General features: G+C 40.8%; 12 protein-coding genes. 4 read left to right on the forward strand and 8 right to left on the reverse strand.

Going from position 1 to position 13,505, the window contains the following annotated elements:
• Positions 1–188 precede the first annotated feature (188 nt).
• The 5 genes from BLT94_RS09940 to BLT94_RS09960 form a co-directional block, all read right to left on the reverse strand.
• A complete protein-coding gene (locus BLT94_RS09940) occupies positions 189–542 on the reverse strand; it encodes a NifB/NifX family molybdenum-iron cluster-binding protein (protein ID WP_014957287.1) in 354 nt (117 codons plus the stop codon).
• Between the two features lie 284 nt (positions 543–826).
• Positions 827–1,369 carry a NifB/NifX family molybdenum-iron cluster-binding protein gene (locus BLT94_RS09945; RefSeq protein WP_092233484.1) on the reverse strand — a complete coding sequence of 181 codons (543 nt, stop codon included), beginning with the start codon at positions 1,367–1,369 and terminating at the stop codon, positions 827–829.
• A gap of 333 nt (positions 1,370–1,702) precedes the next feature.
• Positions 1,703–3,064: a sigma-54 interaction domain-containing protein gene (locus BLT94_RS09950; protein ID WP_014957285.1), complete on the reverse strand. Its 1,362-nt coding sequence runs from the start codon at positions 3,062–3,064 to the stop codon at positions 1,703–1,705.
• 134 nt (positions 3,065–3,198) lie between these two features.
• A complete protein-coding gene (locus BLT94_RS09955) occupies positions 3,199–4,473 on the reverse strand; it encodes a cation diffusion facilitator family transporter (RefSeq protein WP_014957284.1) in 1,275 nt (424 codons plus the stop codon).
• Between the two features lie 69 nt (positions 4,474–4,542).
• Positions 4,543–5,418, reverse strand: a complete 876-nt coding sequence (locus BLT94_RS09960) for a methylenetetrahydrofolate reductase (protein WP_092233487.1) — start codon at positions 5,416–5,418, stop codon at positions 4,543–4,545.
• Positions 5,419–5,788: 370 nt separating this feature from the next.
• Between BLT94_RS09960 and BLT94_RS09965 the strand changes: the two genes are divergently transcribed.
• Positions 5,789–7,789, forward strand: a complete 2,001-nt coding sequence (locus tag BLT94_RS09965) for an oxidoreductase (RefSeq protein ID WP_092233489.1) — start codon at positions 5,789–5,791, stop codon at positions 7,787–7,789.
• Between the two features lie 128 nt (positions 7,790–7,917).
• Here BLT94_RS09965 and hpf read toward each other — a convergent pair whose 3' ends face one another.
• Complete coding sequence (hpf, locus tag BLT94_RS09970) at positions 7,918–8,301, reverse strand: ribosome hibernation-promoting factor, HPF/YfiA family (RefSeq protein WP_014957281.1); 384 nt, start codon at positions 8,299–8,301, stop codon at positions 7,918–7,920.
• A gap of 783 nt (positions 8,302–9,084) precedes the next feature.
• Between hpf and dctP the strand changes: the two genes are divergently transcribed.
• The 3 genes from dctP to BLT94_RS09985 all read left to right on the forward strand — a co-directional run bounded on the left by dctP (position 9,085) and on the right by BLT94_RS09985 (position 12,104).
• Entirely contained in the window at positions 9,085–10,149 is a 1,065-nt protein-coding gene (gene dctP / locus BLT94_RS09975) for a TRAP transporter substrate-binding protein DctP (RefSeq protein WP_092233492.1), read from the forward strand.
• 60 nt (positions 10,150–10,209) lie between these two features.
• Complete coding sequence (locus BLT94_RS09980; protein ID WP_175530317.1) at positions 10,210–10,722, forward strand: TRAP transporter small permease subunit; 513 nt, start codon at positions 10,210–10,212, stop codon at positions 10,720–10,722.
• A 74-nt stretch (positions 10,723–10,796) separates the two neighbouring features.
• The gene (locus BLT94_RS09985; RefSeq protein WP_014957277.1) at positions 10,797–12,104 is read left to right on the forward strand and encodes a TRAP transporter large permease; all 1,308 of its coding nucleotides are present in this window, start codon (positions 10,797–10,799) and stop codon (positions 12,102–12,104) included.
• Between the two features lie 48 nt (positions 12,105–12,152).
• Here BLT94_RS09985 and BLT94_RS09990 read toward each other — a convergent pair whose 3' ends face one another.
• Positions 12,153–12,674, reverse strand: coding sequence for an adenine phosphoribosyltransferase (locus tag BLT94_RS09990; RefSeq protein ID WP_014957276.1), 522 nt, complete (start codon positions 12,672–12,674; stop codon positions 12,153–12,155).
• Positions 12,675–12,731: 57 nt separating this feature from the next.
• Positions 12,732–13,478 (reverse strand): S-methyl-5'-thioadenosine phosphorylase, encoded by a 747-nt coding sequence (gene mtnP / locus BLT94_RS09995; protein ID WP_092233498.1) that lies wholly within the window; start codon positions 13,476–13,478, stop codon positions 12,732–12,734.
• Positions 13,479–13,505 lie beyond the last annotated feature (27 nt).

Here is a 13,505-nt window from a genome sequence, read left to right on the forward strand (position 1 = left end):
ATCGCAATCCTATAACGATGCAATATTGCACTGATAGGTCGGATCACTTTGCGCCCACGTTACCAAGTATAGCAGCTTAACAGCCTGATCCACTAGAGCCTGATTCCATAGGATTTGCTCCGATAAAACTTGACCCGATAAAACTTGACCAATTGAGACAGCACCAGAATTTTGCAAGAATCCTCCTTTCATACCATAGAATCGTCCTCTCTGCATCCAGGCATTAAAAAAGACGGACCAAGAGGATTGCCTTTGGCATAAGCTTCAAGCACCTGGTTAACATTGCCGCCGATAAAGGGGATCAGCTTAATGGCGCAAGCCTCAATCAATGTAGAATGAATTTCTGAAATTGCCCCACAGATCAGGACTTCAATACCAAAATGACTTAAATCCTCTGTAAGGCGAGCCTCAAATTGAGGGTTAAATGATTGATAGGACATTTTTTTTATTTTTTCATTTTTGATGTCCGCAATTAAAAGCTTGTGAGCAGAATCAAAAACAGGGGAAATTTTCTCATCCCAAACCGTAATTGCAACTTTCATCCTAAATTTTCCTTTCTTGAATAACTGCCTCGGCAGACTTGGTCTTTCACCTTGGTTTGCCCACAACAAAGATTGAAAGTCGCTGTTTGAATTTTTCAAGACTTTCATATAAATTAAGATGTATCGCAAAGAGCATGCCACCTATGACCCAAACGGTTAAAAATAAATTTTTCCTTTAATTATAATCAGTTATATAAATTTAATCCATGTCCTTAAAAAAAACTCAACCTCCGCAAAAAAGTAAAATTGTGTAACAATGCAATTTTAAGACTCTACCATAAATTTTAACGGTTGCCGCCGCCCATACCGCGTCCACCGCCCATACCGCGACCGCCTCCCATACCTTGTCCACCTCCACCGCCCATGCCTCGACCGCCACCGCCACGTCCACAGCCAATTCCTCTTCCGCCCCCCATGCCTCTTCCCTGGCCTTGCGGCATTGCATTACCCTGACCCGCCATATCCTTCACACCGGACTTTTCGTCAACCGTTGGATCAACAGAAGGAGTCAATTCTCCATTTTTAAATTTTTCTACAACATCCTTGATTAAACCCGCCTGCCCTGTAACAACCTTTATTTGGCTTTCCGAAAAAACACCCATGGCATTAGGGCCGCAATTACCGGTCAAAACAACCTCCACGCCCTTTGAGTTCATGAAACCCGCTGACTGAATACCAGCGCCCCCACCAAGGGATTTATACTCATTTTCAAACACTTCAATATTCATATCATCCATCCGGATAATCATAAAATACGCACATCTGCCAAATCTCGGATCGATCTGGGAATTCATATCTTTTCCTGTTGAACTGATACCTATTTTCATACCATTCTCCATTATTAATATTCCTTACACAAAACAATCTTTAACATACTGAAATTAAAGATCTTTCATTATCCTTTGTAGCAGAGTGATCTGCCATGGCTGTTATTGAGACATACCCTTCTTTTTTATTTAATTAATTATTTAAGTTATACCTAACTTACAAATTTAGTTATCGCAAAGAACATGCCAGAGGTTATTATATTTCCAAATAAAAAAAATACTTATAATCACAGATAATTACAAAAACTATATTATGGATTGAATTTTTTCAGATGATAACAAAATGCAAAAATGCAACAGTATAGAGACTGAACAGTGCAGAATGCCGGGAAATTATTTTTTTTTGGATCGCCCATCAATTTTCGGCAGCTTGATCCCGAGCCTATCAATTTTCCTGAACAGGGTACTTTTGTGTATCCCCAAATCCCTGGCCGTGGCATTTCTGTCATAATTATTTTTGCTCAAGTAGGCTCTTATCACTTTTATTTCTGCTGCTTTCAAGGGAAACCGTGACGTGCTGTCTTCTATTTCCATCATGACTTGCCGGGTAAGCGAAGACGGAAGATGATCCGGGGTGATCTCCCCTTTGGAACACAGCACAAAGGCATGCTCAATAATATTTTCCAGCTCCCGTATATTGCCCGGATAATCATGGGCCATAAGAATTTCAAGAGCTGTTTTACTTAACCCTCTGACAAATTTTCCCTGGATTTTATTTAAGGCCGCAATAAAATGATCTACAAGAAGAGGAATATCCTCCATTCTTTGCTTGAGCAGCGGCAGTTTTAATTGCACCACATTGATGCGGTAAAACAGATCCTGCCTGAAAATATTTGCATCCACCATTTGAGACAGATTTTTATTTGTGGCTGCAATGATCCTTATGTTTATTTGTTCTTTTTTAACCGCCCCAAGAGGTAAAACCGCCTGTTCCTCCAAAACCCGAAGAAGCTTTACCTGGAACGAAGGACTCGTATCCCCAATTTCATCCAGCAAGACCGTCCCTTCATTTGCCATGGATAATTGTCCTGGTTTGTCCTTTGTTGCATGGGTAAACGCACCGGCTTTATAACCGAACAATTCTGATTCCAGAAGAGTATCCGGCAGTGCGCTGCAATTAATCGCAACAAAAGGAGCGTCTTTTCTCGGACTCAGATCGTGAATCGCCTTTGCCATCAATTCTTTACCCGTACCTGTTTCTCCCATGATCAACACGGTACTGTCACTTTGAGAAATTTGCGGTAAAATTTTAAATATGCTTCTCATTGACTGGGCCTGACTGATCATATCTCCCATTTGAAAGCTGCCATTCAATTTTTTTCGCAGTTCCTCCACAAGGCTGTGGTCCCTGAAAGTCTCAACGCCACCGATAATATTCCCGTTTTCATCTTTTAACAAAGAGGTAAAAACCGTTGTGGGAATCCGTTTTTTTTTACAATTAATGATATATGTAAAACTGCTGAAAAATGATCGGCCTTCCTGCATGGTTTTTTTTAGTGCACATTCGTTCTGGCACATGTTTGATCGAAACACATTCCAGCAATGCTTACCAATGGCTTCTTTTCGTGATATGCCGGTAATTTTTTCAGCCCCATGGTTAAAGGACATGATTTTCCACTCATGGTCAACCGTAAAAACACCGTCAGATATGCTTTCAAGAATTGTTTCTGTCGTGTTCCGGGTAAATGTATCCAATATTATTATTTCCCCCTCATTGGCATTGCACCATAAAAAGTTACCGGAGAACCCGTTTTAGATTGGTATTAGTTTTTCATAAACCGCAAAAGGGATCAAGAATTTTTGTGATATCTTTGCGTTTAATTTATATTTTAAAAATTTATTTTGGCTTTATCAGGTCGGGTAATGGGATCAAGTTTATTTTCCTTATACAGGCTGATAATTTCTTTTACGCTCATTTCTCTATCAATTTTAATGATATCAACATACGAATTTTTTAACATATGAAATGAAATTTCACCAATACTTGAAACAAACAAAAGGTTAATCTTGTAATCAATAATTGCTTTTACGACATTAACGCCGACATGCCCTTTTTTATCAAGAAAATCATTAGCCAGATAGGACTCAATCTCCATTAAACCATGACCAATATTTAAAATAATAAAATAAGGCGCCCGTCCAAAATGCTTATGAAGTATGGAATCAAGACCGTTTTTATCCTGAACGGGTATCACCGCAGTTTCAATTGTCTCTTTTTCCGGTTCAACATGAACAAAAACAGATGCAATATTATCATATTTCGTCAACAGCATATTTTCTGCAATATCCGCCAGTTCATGAGATTTATACAATACCAGGGACGGTGTTGTTTTAATGATGCAATTGACGATTTTAAAAGGGCCGGACTGCCGTATTTTGACGTCGCAAACCCCCTGAACCCCCTGAATTTGGTTCAATTTTTCCTCAATTTCCATCTTCAAATCCGTATCCATGTTGGCATCCATCAAAACCATGATGGATTTCCATGCGGTTTCTATACCAAGTTTCATGATCAATACTGCTATCAAAACAATAACTGCACCTTCCACATAGGCAATCTGTGCATAAACACACAAAATTCCCACAAGAACAAACAAGGATGTAAAAATATCAAAAAAAGCTTCCTGTGATGTGGCCAAAAGGGCCTGTGATCCAATGGCTTTTCCAATGGCCCGCTGCTTAACGGCTAAAACAGATGCAACGACACAAGAGACAATTGATGCCCCAATGGGAAAAACGGGGAAACCATTCCGGGAATTGATCATAAAAAGCTTGTGCCACCCTTCCTTAAACAAATCAATACCTATGAAGGCAATCAATATCCCTATCAAAAGACAGGCAAGGGTTTCCGCCCTGTAAAGCCCGTATGGAAATTTACTGGATTTTTTCTTTGACGCAAAGATAAGACCGAAAAGAGATGAAAGGTTGATCAAAATATCCGCACCGCTGTGCCATGCATCTGCAACTAAAAGAGGAGAGTTAAACCGATAGCCGACAAATGCTTTCAGCAAAGCTAACGCGAGTATGAGCAGCGTTGATAACAGGGCTATATGCTGCCCTTTTTTCAATTGTTCCCTTTTATCAATAATCTTTGAATTTTCCATTTTGTCAAAACACTTTTGAACCGGTCAATTCCATACGGGCAATATAAATATCAGATCTGCCGCAGCAGTTTATAAAAGATTTTCCTGTTTTAATTGAGCAATAATCTCACCTGTGGATTTACTTCGATCCATGGTATAAAAATGAAGTCCGGGAACGCCTTGTTTTAAAAGTCCCCTGCACTGTTCCGCGGCAAAGTCTATCCCCAGCTTAACAGCTCCTTCCTTGTCTTCAGAATCAAGAAAATTTAATTTTTGATCCAATTCGTCTGTAATGGCTGATCCACAGATTTTTGACAGCATCCGTGTCATTTTAACCGTATATACCGGCATTATACCGGGAATAATGGGAACGTTGATTCCTTGATCTTTACATTTATCCACATAATTGAAAAAATAATCATTATCATAAAAATACTGTGCCACGACATACTCAGCACCATTATCGACTTTCTGTTTCAGGTATTGAATATCCTGATCCAGATTTTTTGCCTCAATATGACCTTCCGGATATCCTGCACACCCAAGTGTAAAATCATAATTTGACTTGATAAATGAGATAAGGTCCGATGCATACAAAAAGCTGTCCGGGTGAAGGGCTGCATCATCTGTCTTTGGTTGATCGCCCCTGATAACAAAAATGGTTTCAACACCCAACTCCCTGTAGCTATCCAGCACCTCCCTGATGTCATCCGGGCCAAGCCCATACCCGGCAATATACGCGACCGTGGGCAATTTTTTATCAACAATCAATTCCTTAACTGTTTGATACGAACCATCCCGTGTAGACCCTCCGGCCCCGAAGGTAATGGACATATAGTCTGGATTGTACGCGGCCAGGGTATCAATCAATCCGCCGAATTTCTCAGATGCTGCCTGATTTCTGGGTGGAAAAAATTCCATTGAAATTACCGGTTGTTTGTTTTTATATAACTCATTCACACGCATGGTGACCTCCTTGAAAATATTTTTATCATCATCTTATATTATAATCGTTCTGCTAAATTACAGCCAAATTTTCAGTTATATTTGCAATCCGTGTGCCACGAAGCAACAAATCGAAAAAAGATAATAATCAACTTAAATTTTAACGACTTATAAGAAAAAAATCTTACTTCCATAAAAGCGAAATAAAAAAAGGATCGCAATTTTGCACCTTTTTGTTTCCTGATTCATTATATTACTTCATTTCTTTTAGACTCTGAATCATGCATAATAAATTTGGATACTGAAAAACACACTAAAACACAAAAAAATTTATGACGTTCAAATAGTTAAACAACTGTTAAACAAAATAACATCAGGTATAGGAGGTACGATGAGAGACCCCATCTTTGAACCTATCACAATCAATACTCTCAACATTAAAAACAGGATCTATCTGCCTGCAATGCACCTTGGAATGGCTCAAGATTTTAAAATTACAGATCAGATTATTGATTTTTATGCCCTGAGGGCCAAAGGCGGTGCCGGCATGATTTGTACGGGTTATGCAACAGTTGATGAACTTTCCGGCAATACACAAACGATAGGCGCACATAACGATAAATTCATTCCAGGGCTTAAACGACTTTCAAAAGCGATCAAAGAGAACGGATCGCTTGCTGCAATCCAGATAAATCATGCAGGAAGATATAACTTTTCCTCTTTTCTTAAAGGCAAACAACCGGTAGCGCCTTCTCCCATTGCCTCAAGACTGACCAAAGAAATTCCAAAAGAAATGACGGTTAATGAGATAAAAAAAACGGTTAAAGCATTTGCCAAGTCTGCATCACGGGTCAAAACAGCAGGCTTTGATGCGGTTGAAGTATTAAGCGGAACCGGATATTTAATCAGTGAGTTTCTTTCTCCTTTAACCAATCACCGGACCGACCGGTATGGCGGCAGTTTTAAAAACAGGATGAGATTTGGAATTGAAGTTGTTCAAGCTGTAAGGGATTCGGTGGGGAAAGACTTCCCCTTGATTGTCAGGATGAACGGCAATGATTTCATGCCGGGCGGAAATTCCAGGCATGAAATCATGGAATATGCAAAAGCTCTTTCCTTCAGCCTTGCTGATGCTCTTTGCATCAATGTGGGATGGCACGAAGCAAGAGTCCCCCAGATAGTGGCATCTGTTCCAAGGGGCGCGTTTGCATATCTTGCAAGAGGAATCAAACAAGACGTAACCATACCTGTCATTGCCAGCCACAGAATTAATGACCCTAAAACTGCAAGACAGATGCTTGATGACGGTCTCTGTGATATGGTGGCCATGGGCCGCAGCCTTATTGCAGATCCAATGCTTCCTGAAAAAACAAGACACGGCAGGGAAAATGAAATCATCCATTGCATTGCTTGCGCCCAAGGATGTTTTGACAACCTTTTTAAGCTAAAACATGTGGAATGTCTGTGTAATCCATTAGCAGGCCATGAAGGGGCAACACCTGTTAAAAAAATAAGTTATCCCAAAAAGGTTCTTGTGGCAGGAGGCGGTGTTGCCGGAATGACAGCCGCCCTTGCGGCACACTCAAGAGGCCATGATGTTGTCATTTATGAAAGCGGCACCAGGCTTGGAGGACAACTTTACCTGGCAGCCGCCCCTCCGGGAAGAGAAGAATTTGCACAACTTGCAAAAGATCTTGAAACCCAGATTTCCGTAAAAAACATACCTGTTGCCTTAAAAACAAAAGTGGATGAACAACTGATCAAAAAACAAAATCCAGACACCGTCATTCTTGCAACCGGTGCCAAACCTGTTGTTCCATCCATCCCAGGAATAAATCTTCCCCATGTTGTGAAGTCATGGGATGTTCTGCAGGACAATGTCTGTACCGGCAGAAAAATTGCCATTATAGGAGGCGGTGCCGTTGGGGTTGAAACCGCCCTTTTCCTTGCAGAAAAAGGGACTTTATCGGCTGAAATAGTAAAATTTCTTCTTGTAAACAGGGCTGAAGACCCCGAGACTCTATTTGAAATGGCAACCTGTGGCACCAAACAAATCACTCTAATCGAAATGTTGGACAAGGTGGGCAAAAATATAGGAAAATCAACAAAGTGGGTTATGATGCAGGATCTTGAAAGACATCATGTAAAGACCATGACTGACAGCAAAGTTATAGAGATTACACCCAGAGGTCTGAAAATTGAAAAAGCAGGCAACAGGCATGAAATAGATGCTGATACTGTTGTCGTAGCTGCCGGTTCTGCACCGAACAATCCTCTTGAATCAATACTAAAATGCTTGAATAAGGACTATAAAGTTGTCGGGGATGCCAGACAGATCGCATTGGCATTTGATGCTGTTCATCAAGGTTATAAGGCGGGATTAGACGTCTGACCTCTAAGGATATGATTTAAAATTTTCAATTCAAAAAAGACATATTATTGAACTGACAATAGTTAACCTGCAGTATTATTCAGGGAATTGCCGCAAAGGTCTGACAATTCCCTGAACAATAATTGCGTCTATTCGCTTATTTGGTCAGTCATCTCGCTATCAGAAGAACTTGACGGCGAATTAAATTCTGTTGAATCATCTTTAATGCTCTGTTTATTTCCAGACAGATGCTGCCTTATTTTTTCTTTATGCTTTGTGATCTGTAGTTTTATTTTGTCTGCCATTGCATCAATGGATGAATACATACTTTCAGATTCTTCTTTTGCATGAATCCTTAATTTATCACAATTGAGGTTTATTTCAGCTATATGTCGTATTTTTTCAACGGATAGAACAATATGAGCTTCTGCCGGATGATCAAGCATTTTATCAAATCTATCCATTTTTTTTTGAACGTAAGATTTTAAGGAATCTGAGGAATCAATCTTATTAAAAGTAACACTTATTTTCATAGCATCTCCCTGAAAAATTATTTTTATTCACGATACCACATCTCAAAATTACTATCAACGACGGTTAACGGATATCAGGTATAAAAATTTATCTGCCAACTCCACTTCTATAAGATCATGTATAAGGTCCAAAACTGAAATAGACCTTAATGAGTTTAACATTTCAGGCTATTTCAAAAAAATGGAACCTACAATATTTTGTATTGCAAATCAAATAAAATAAAATAAAACCATAGGAATAAAATTTAGACATAAAAACACTTCAAAGGCCTCAAAAAACAAAACTAAAGAATATTTTTAAATCATTAAACCTGAACACGGACACACCTTGTATTTGAAAACAAATTACATCTTTTTGACAAGGTCGTGTTTACATCAGACAAAAAAGACGTATATAATACCTTTCAAATCTATGTAATAAGGCTTTAGGAATTTTTTATGGCAAAAAACTTGAATGCAAATTTGGTAAAGGTGTTTTTGATGCCGTACAAAATGGTACTCCCATTGCTACTTTTGCTAATCCAGGTGAAATATTCGGGGAAATGAGTGTTTTTGAAGGTATTCCCAGAACAGCTATTGCTTGACAGCCAAATTCCCATGTGTTTGAATGTCGCTCAAAAAATGTTTTAATTAGAGTGCTTTTCAGTCGGTTGATTACTAAATACAAATAAAACATTCAAATGAATCAGCACAATTACTAAAATAAAGCTATTGATTTTCCTTCAGGTTATTCAAAAGAAAATCATATGCTTAAAAGAAGAAAAACCGAAAAAGGAGAAAGACATGAACTGGGGAAAAAGTCATTTCAATGTCCATAGAAATATGGCCATAGCATTGATAATCGGAACATTAATTTTATTTTTTGCCCCTTCTGCCATGGCAAAGAAGATAACTCTTCGCTATGCAAGCTACAATCCTCCAAGGGGAATGGGAGCGCAGACCGCTATTTGGATGATGGACGAGATTACAAAAAGATCAAAAGAAGATGTAAATTTTCAGCAGTACTTTGGCGGGACGCTTATCAAAGCAAGAGAAACTCTCAGAGGAATCCAGAGAGGCACTGCTGATATGGGTTATCTTTTTGTTCCCTACTTTCCAAAAGAATTACAAACCTGGACAGTGGCCGAACCCTTTGTTCAGGGTCCGGTATCACCTGCCAGGCGGGGAAGTTTTTTCTGGGAGCTTTACGACCACTCTCCTGAGATGGAAAAGCAACTGAAACAATGGAACCAGAAAGTTGTGGCAATTCGGGTATTTGGCATGCACAGCGTGGGCGGATCCAAACCCATCAAATCCCTGATAGACCTCAAAAAGCAGCGTGTTCGGTGTGCAGGAGGATATGATGCTTTGCATATGGGTGATTTTGGCGCAAAAATTGTTTTTCTCAAAGGTTCCGAAGTGTATTCAGCCATGCAAAAAGGTGCTGTGGATGCCAATTATACGCCCCTGACGTCTTATTACAAATACCGGTTATATGAAATCGGAAAAAATCCTCATTTGTTGCTAATCCCACAGTTTGTCGGTTCAATAGGGCTGGTAACAATCAATTTAGATACCTGGAACAATCTGTCGGCTGATTTAAAAAAAATCATTTCCGAGGTCGGCAGAGAATATAGCCGGATTCAGGATGAAAAAATCCGGGAATTGGAAAAGGAATACATCGAGAATATGAAGACTAACGGGTGTAATATTTTCCAAGTATCCAAAGAAGAAATCAAGAACTGGGCAGAAGTCACACAAGGACCAAGCAAAATAAAATGGATAACCTCTGCCAGGGAACAGGGTGTTTCAGGTGCTGAACAACTGCTTGAACGAACGGAGAATCTCATCAGAAAGTATACGGAATAGCTGCCTGTCACAAATTTAAAATACAAAAAGGTTTATATGGTACAGGAGGTTCCTCAAGCCATGAAAATAGTGAATAAAATGTTTGGATCAGCGGGAGGAATACTTATCGGTGCCATGATGTTACTGGTTGTTGCCGAAGTCTCTAACCGCCTTTTTTGGGGAAGTTCAATTGAAGGCGCAATAGAGATTGAGGGTATATTCCTGGCACTGGCAATTTTCCTGGGATTTTCCCCATGTGAGGAAGAAAAAAAACACGTCAGGGTTGAACTTGTAGCTGCCCGTTTGCCCAAAAAATTAAAAACCTTCCTGGATATCATCGTTTATATAACCGCCGTAGGTGTGGTTGCCGTCATCACATGGCAGGTAGGCCTTGACATGATAAGTTCCTGGAGCATACGAGAGACTTTGCCCGGAGCAAAAGTGCAAGTGCCTGTATACCCCGCAAAGGCGGCTGCTTTCATAGGATATTTTGCCTTTTTTATTCAGTTGATGGTAAGCCTGGCGAGTATCATAAGGACTCAAAGGCGGTCGGAGAGCCAAACCATGAGACCGTCGAAAAAAAGAAATTTATAATGAAGCTTTTTTCTTAACTAACGGCCATGACAGATCACTATGCAACTAAAATTGATTACTAAGGAGTTATAGGTATGGATCCGACTCTTACCGGTGTCCTGGGAATTGTTGTTTTACTCATTTTTATATTGAGCGGTCTCCATGTAGGATTAGTCCTGATTTTGGTCGGCGGACTGGGCAGTGTCGTGCTTTTAGGGATTCAGGGAGGACTGAATATCCTGGGCACAACTCCGTTTGCCGTGGCATCTGCATATGATCTTACCCCCTTGCCTCTGTTCTTGCTTATGGGAGCATTGGCTGCCAATGGAGGACTTGGTGCTATCGCCTACGATGCCATGGTAAAATGGATCGGCACGGTAAGAGGAGGGCTTGCCATTGCAAGCACTTTCGGCTCAGCCTTTTTCGGACTTGCATGCGGCTCATCTCTTGCTGCGACAGGTGTCTTCACAAAAGTAGCGCTTCCGGAAATGCTGAAACGCAATTACAATAAGGAACTTGCCATCGGTAGCATTGCTGCGGCAGGGACTTTCTCCACCATGATGCCCCCTAGCGGCCTTTTGATAATATATGCTATTTTCACGGAAGAATCCATTGGTCAACTTTTTATGGCAGGCATTATCCCGGGGATTATTACTGCTGTTTCCTATGCCGTCTTAATTTATTTCAGGGTTCGAAGAAATCCAGATCTGGCACCAATAACAACAGAACGCTTTGACAGGCGGACAAAACTGATATCTCTGGCACAGACCTGGCCTATCTTTTTTCTTGTAGGCCTGGTATTGGGCGGCATCTTTGCAGGGTGGTTCACAGCCACTGAGGCCGGTGGTATTGGCGCTTTCGGCGCTCTTATCATTGTGTTCATTTACAAAGGCTTTCGTGGTGCCAACCTGTTGGGGGCGCTTATGGATTGCATGAGAACCAATGGCATGATTTTTCTGGTGATCATCGGGGCCATTGTGTTCGGACGATTTCTCAGTGTCACTCAAATACCGGTAAACCTTGCCACATACCTGAGTGAGCTTACAATTCCCATGCCGATGATTTTGCTGGGTTTTCTGATCATGTACTTTGTTCTGGGTATGTTTCTTGACGCCGTTGCAATTCTTTGCATAACACTTCCGGTTGTCTTTCCCGTAATTGTCCACCTTGGCTTCAACCCGATCTGGTTCGCTATTATCGTGATAAAGGTTACGGAAATAGGACTGGTTACACCCCCCGTAGGGATGAATGTTTATGTTGCGGCCAGCGCAGCAGAAGGCCAGGTGTCTTTAACGGATGTTTTCAAGGGTATTGCCCCTTTTATTTTTTGCGATATTTTTATACTGGCTCTGTTGATCGCCTTTCCACAAATTGCCTTGTTTCTTCCCGGCCTCATGTTTTAAAAAACAACCGGGCAGAAAAAAAAATTTATCCTGCCCGGAAACTTATCATTATTCGCCGTCAAATTCCGTGATGGCAAATACATTGCAACCTTGAATCTGTTCTCTGCCTTTCAACTCCGGCAGTTCAACAACAAAGGCGCATTCAACAATATCTGCGCCCAGTTTTTTTACCAGCTTAACTGTTGCTCCGATCGTTCCGCCGGTGGCAATCAAATCATCAACAATGACGACTTTCTCTCCTTTTTCAACAGCATCTTCATGAATTTCAAGAGTATCTTCTCCGTATTCCAGGGTATAGGTTTCCTCAATAGTGTTCCAGGGCAGCTTGCCTTTTTTTCTGACCGGAACAAACCCGATCCCCAGTTTATAGGCCAAAACCGCACCAAAGACAAACCCCCTGGCATCAATCCCGACTATTTTTCCAACATCCTGGTCCTTGTACCTTTCATACAAGATATCACACGATTGACCATAGGCCTGAGGATTTTGCATCAATGTAGTCAGATCTCTGAACACAACGCCTTCAATTGGCCATCCAGGTATGCTTCTTATTGTCGTTTTAACATCCATTTATTTTTTCCTTTACTATAATATTATGTTTTTCACTATTATTATGTTCACTATTGCTTATTTTAATCCCTGTACAACCGTTACAAGCAGTTTTTTTACATTATCGGCATTATGATTGAATACGGCCAGGATCTCATCCCAGGTAACAGGCGCTTCATCCTCTTTCCAGCAGTCATAATCCGTTGACATGGCAACGGCAGCATAAGGGATACCGGCTTCATTTGCCAGCATGGCTTCTGGGGCTGTTGACATATTGATCACATCCGCTCCCCAGATTCTGAACATCTTTGATTCCGCAACCGTAGAAAACCTAGGCCCTTCGATGGTAACAACGCATCCTTTGTCATGAACCTCTAAATCCAGTTTTTTTGCGGTTTCATAAAGTTTTTTGCGCAATCCTTCATCAAAAGGATGAGCCATGGCGGTATGAACGGCACCATTCTCAAATGAGTCTGCAAAGGTGTTCTTCCTGAATCGTGTAAAATCAATAAACTGATCCAAAACAACCAGGTGCCCCCGGTCTATTTGTTCACGCAAACTGCCGCAGGCCGTGGTGGCAATAATATGGGTAACCCCTGCATGCTGAAGCGCTTTGATATTGGCCCGGTTGTTTACCTGGGTGGGGCTGAACTGGTGATTCCGGCCATGGCGGCTGAGAATAACAGTCTCGACATCATTTATCTTCCCGGACAACAAAAAGGAAGAAGGGACTCCATATTCCGTGGAGATATCAAGTTTTTCCGGGTCTTTTAAAATATCAGGATCATCAAGCCCTGATCCACCGATAATGCCGATTTTAAACATTTATTTCTCCTATCAAATTTAACTTTC

Origin of the sequence: Desulfobacula phenolica (genome assembly GCF_900105645.1) — a bacterium.
GTDB classification, from domain to species: Bacteria; Desulfobacterota; Desulfobacteria; order Desulfobacterales; family Desulfobacteraceae; genus Desulfobacula; species Desulfobacula toluolica.

What these genes read in the sequence shown, in the direction of transcription:
- mtnP (WP_092233498.1), bottom strand. Translation starts at nt 13,478, where the DNA reads ATGTTTAAAATCGGCATTATCGGTGGATCAGGGCTTGATGATCCTGAT.
- BLT94_RS09965 (WP_092233489.1), top strand. Translation starts at nt 5,789, where the DNA reads ATGAGAGACCCCATCTTTGAACCTATCACAATCAATACTCTCAACATT.
- BLT94_RS09980 (WP_175530317.1), top strand. Translation starts at nt 10,210, where the DNA reads ATGAAAATAGTGAATAAAATGTTTGGATCAGCGGGAGGAATACTTATC.
- BLT94_RS09955 (WP_014957284.1), bottom strand. Translation starts at nt 4,473, where the DNA reads ATGGAAAATTCAAAGATTATTGATAAAAGGGAACAATTGAAAAAAGGG.
- BLT94_RS09990 (WP_014957276.1), bottom strand. Translation starts at nt 12,674, where the DNA reads ATGGATGTTAAAACGACAATAAGAAGCATACCTGGATGGCCAATTGAA.
- BLT94_RS09945 (WP_092233484.1), bottom strand. Translation starts at nt 1,369, where the DNA reads ATGAAAATAGGTATCAGTTCAACAGGAAAAGATATGAATTCCCAGATC.
- dctP (WP_092233492.1), top strand. Translation starts at nt 9,085, where the DNA reads ATGAACTGGGGAAAAAGTCATTTCAATGTCCATAGAAATATGGCCATA.
- BLT94_RS09940 (WP_014957287.1), bottom strand. Translation starts at nt 542, where the DNA reads ATGAAAGTTGCAATTACGGTTTGGGATGAGAAAATTTCCCCTGTTTTT.
- BLT94_RS09985 (WP_014957277.1), top strand. Translation starts at nt 10,797, where the DNA reads ATGGATCCGACTCTTACCGGTGTCCTGGGAATTGTTGTTTTACTCATT.
- hpf (WP_014957281.1), bottom strand. Translation starts at nt 8,301, where the DNA reads ATGAAAATAAGTGTTACTTTTAATAAGATTGATTCCTCAGATTCCTTA.
- BLT94_RS09960 (WP_092233487.1), bottom strand. Translation starts at nt 5,418, where the DNA reads ATGCGTGTGAATGAGTTATATAAAAACAAACAACCGGTAATTTCAATG.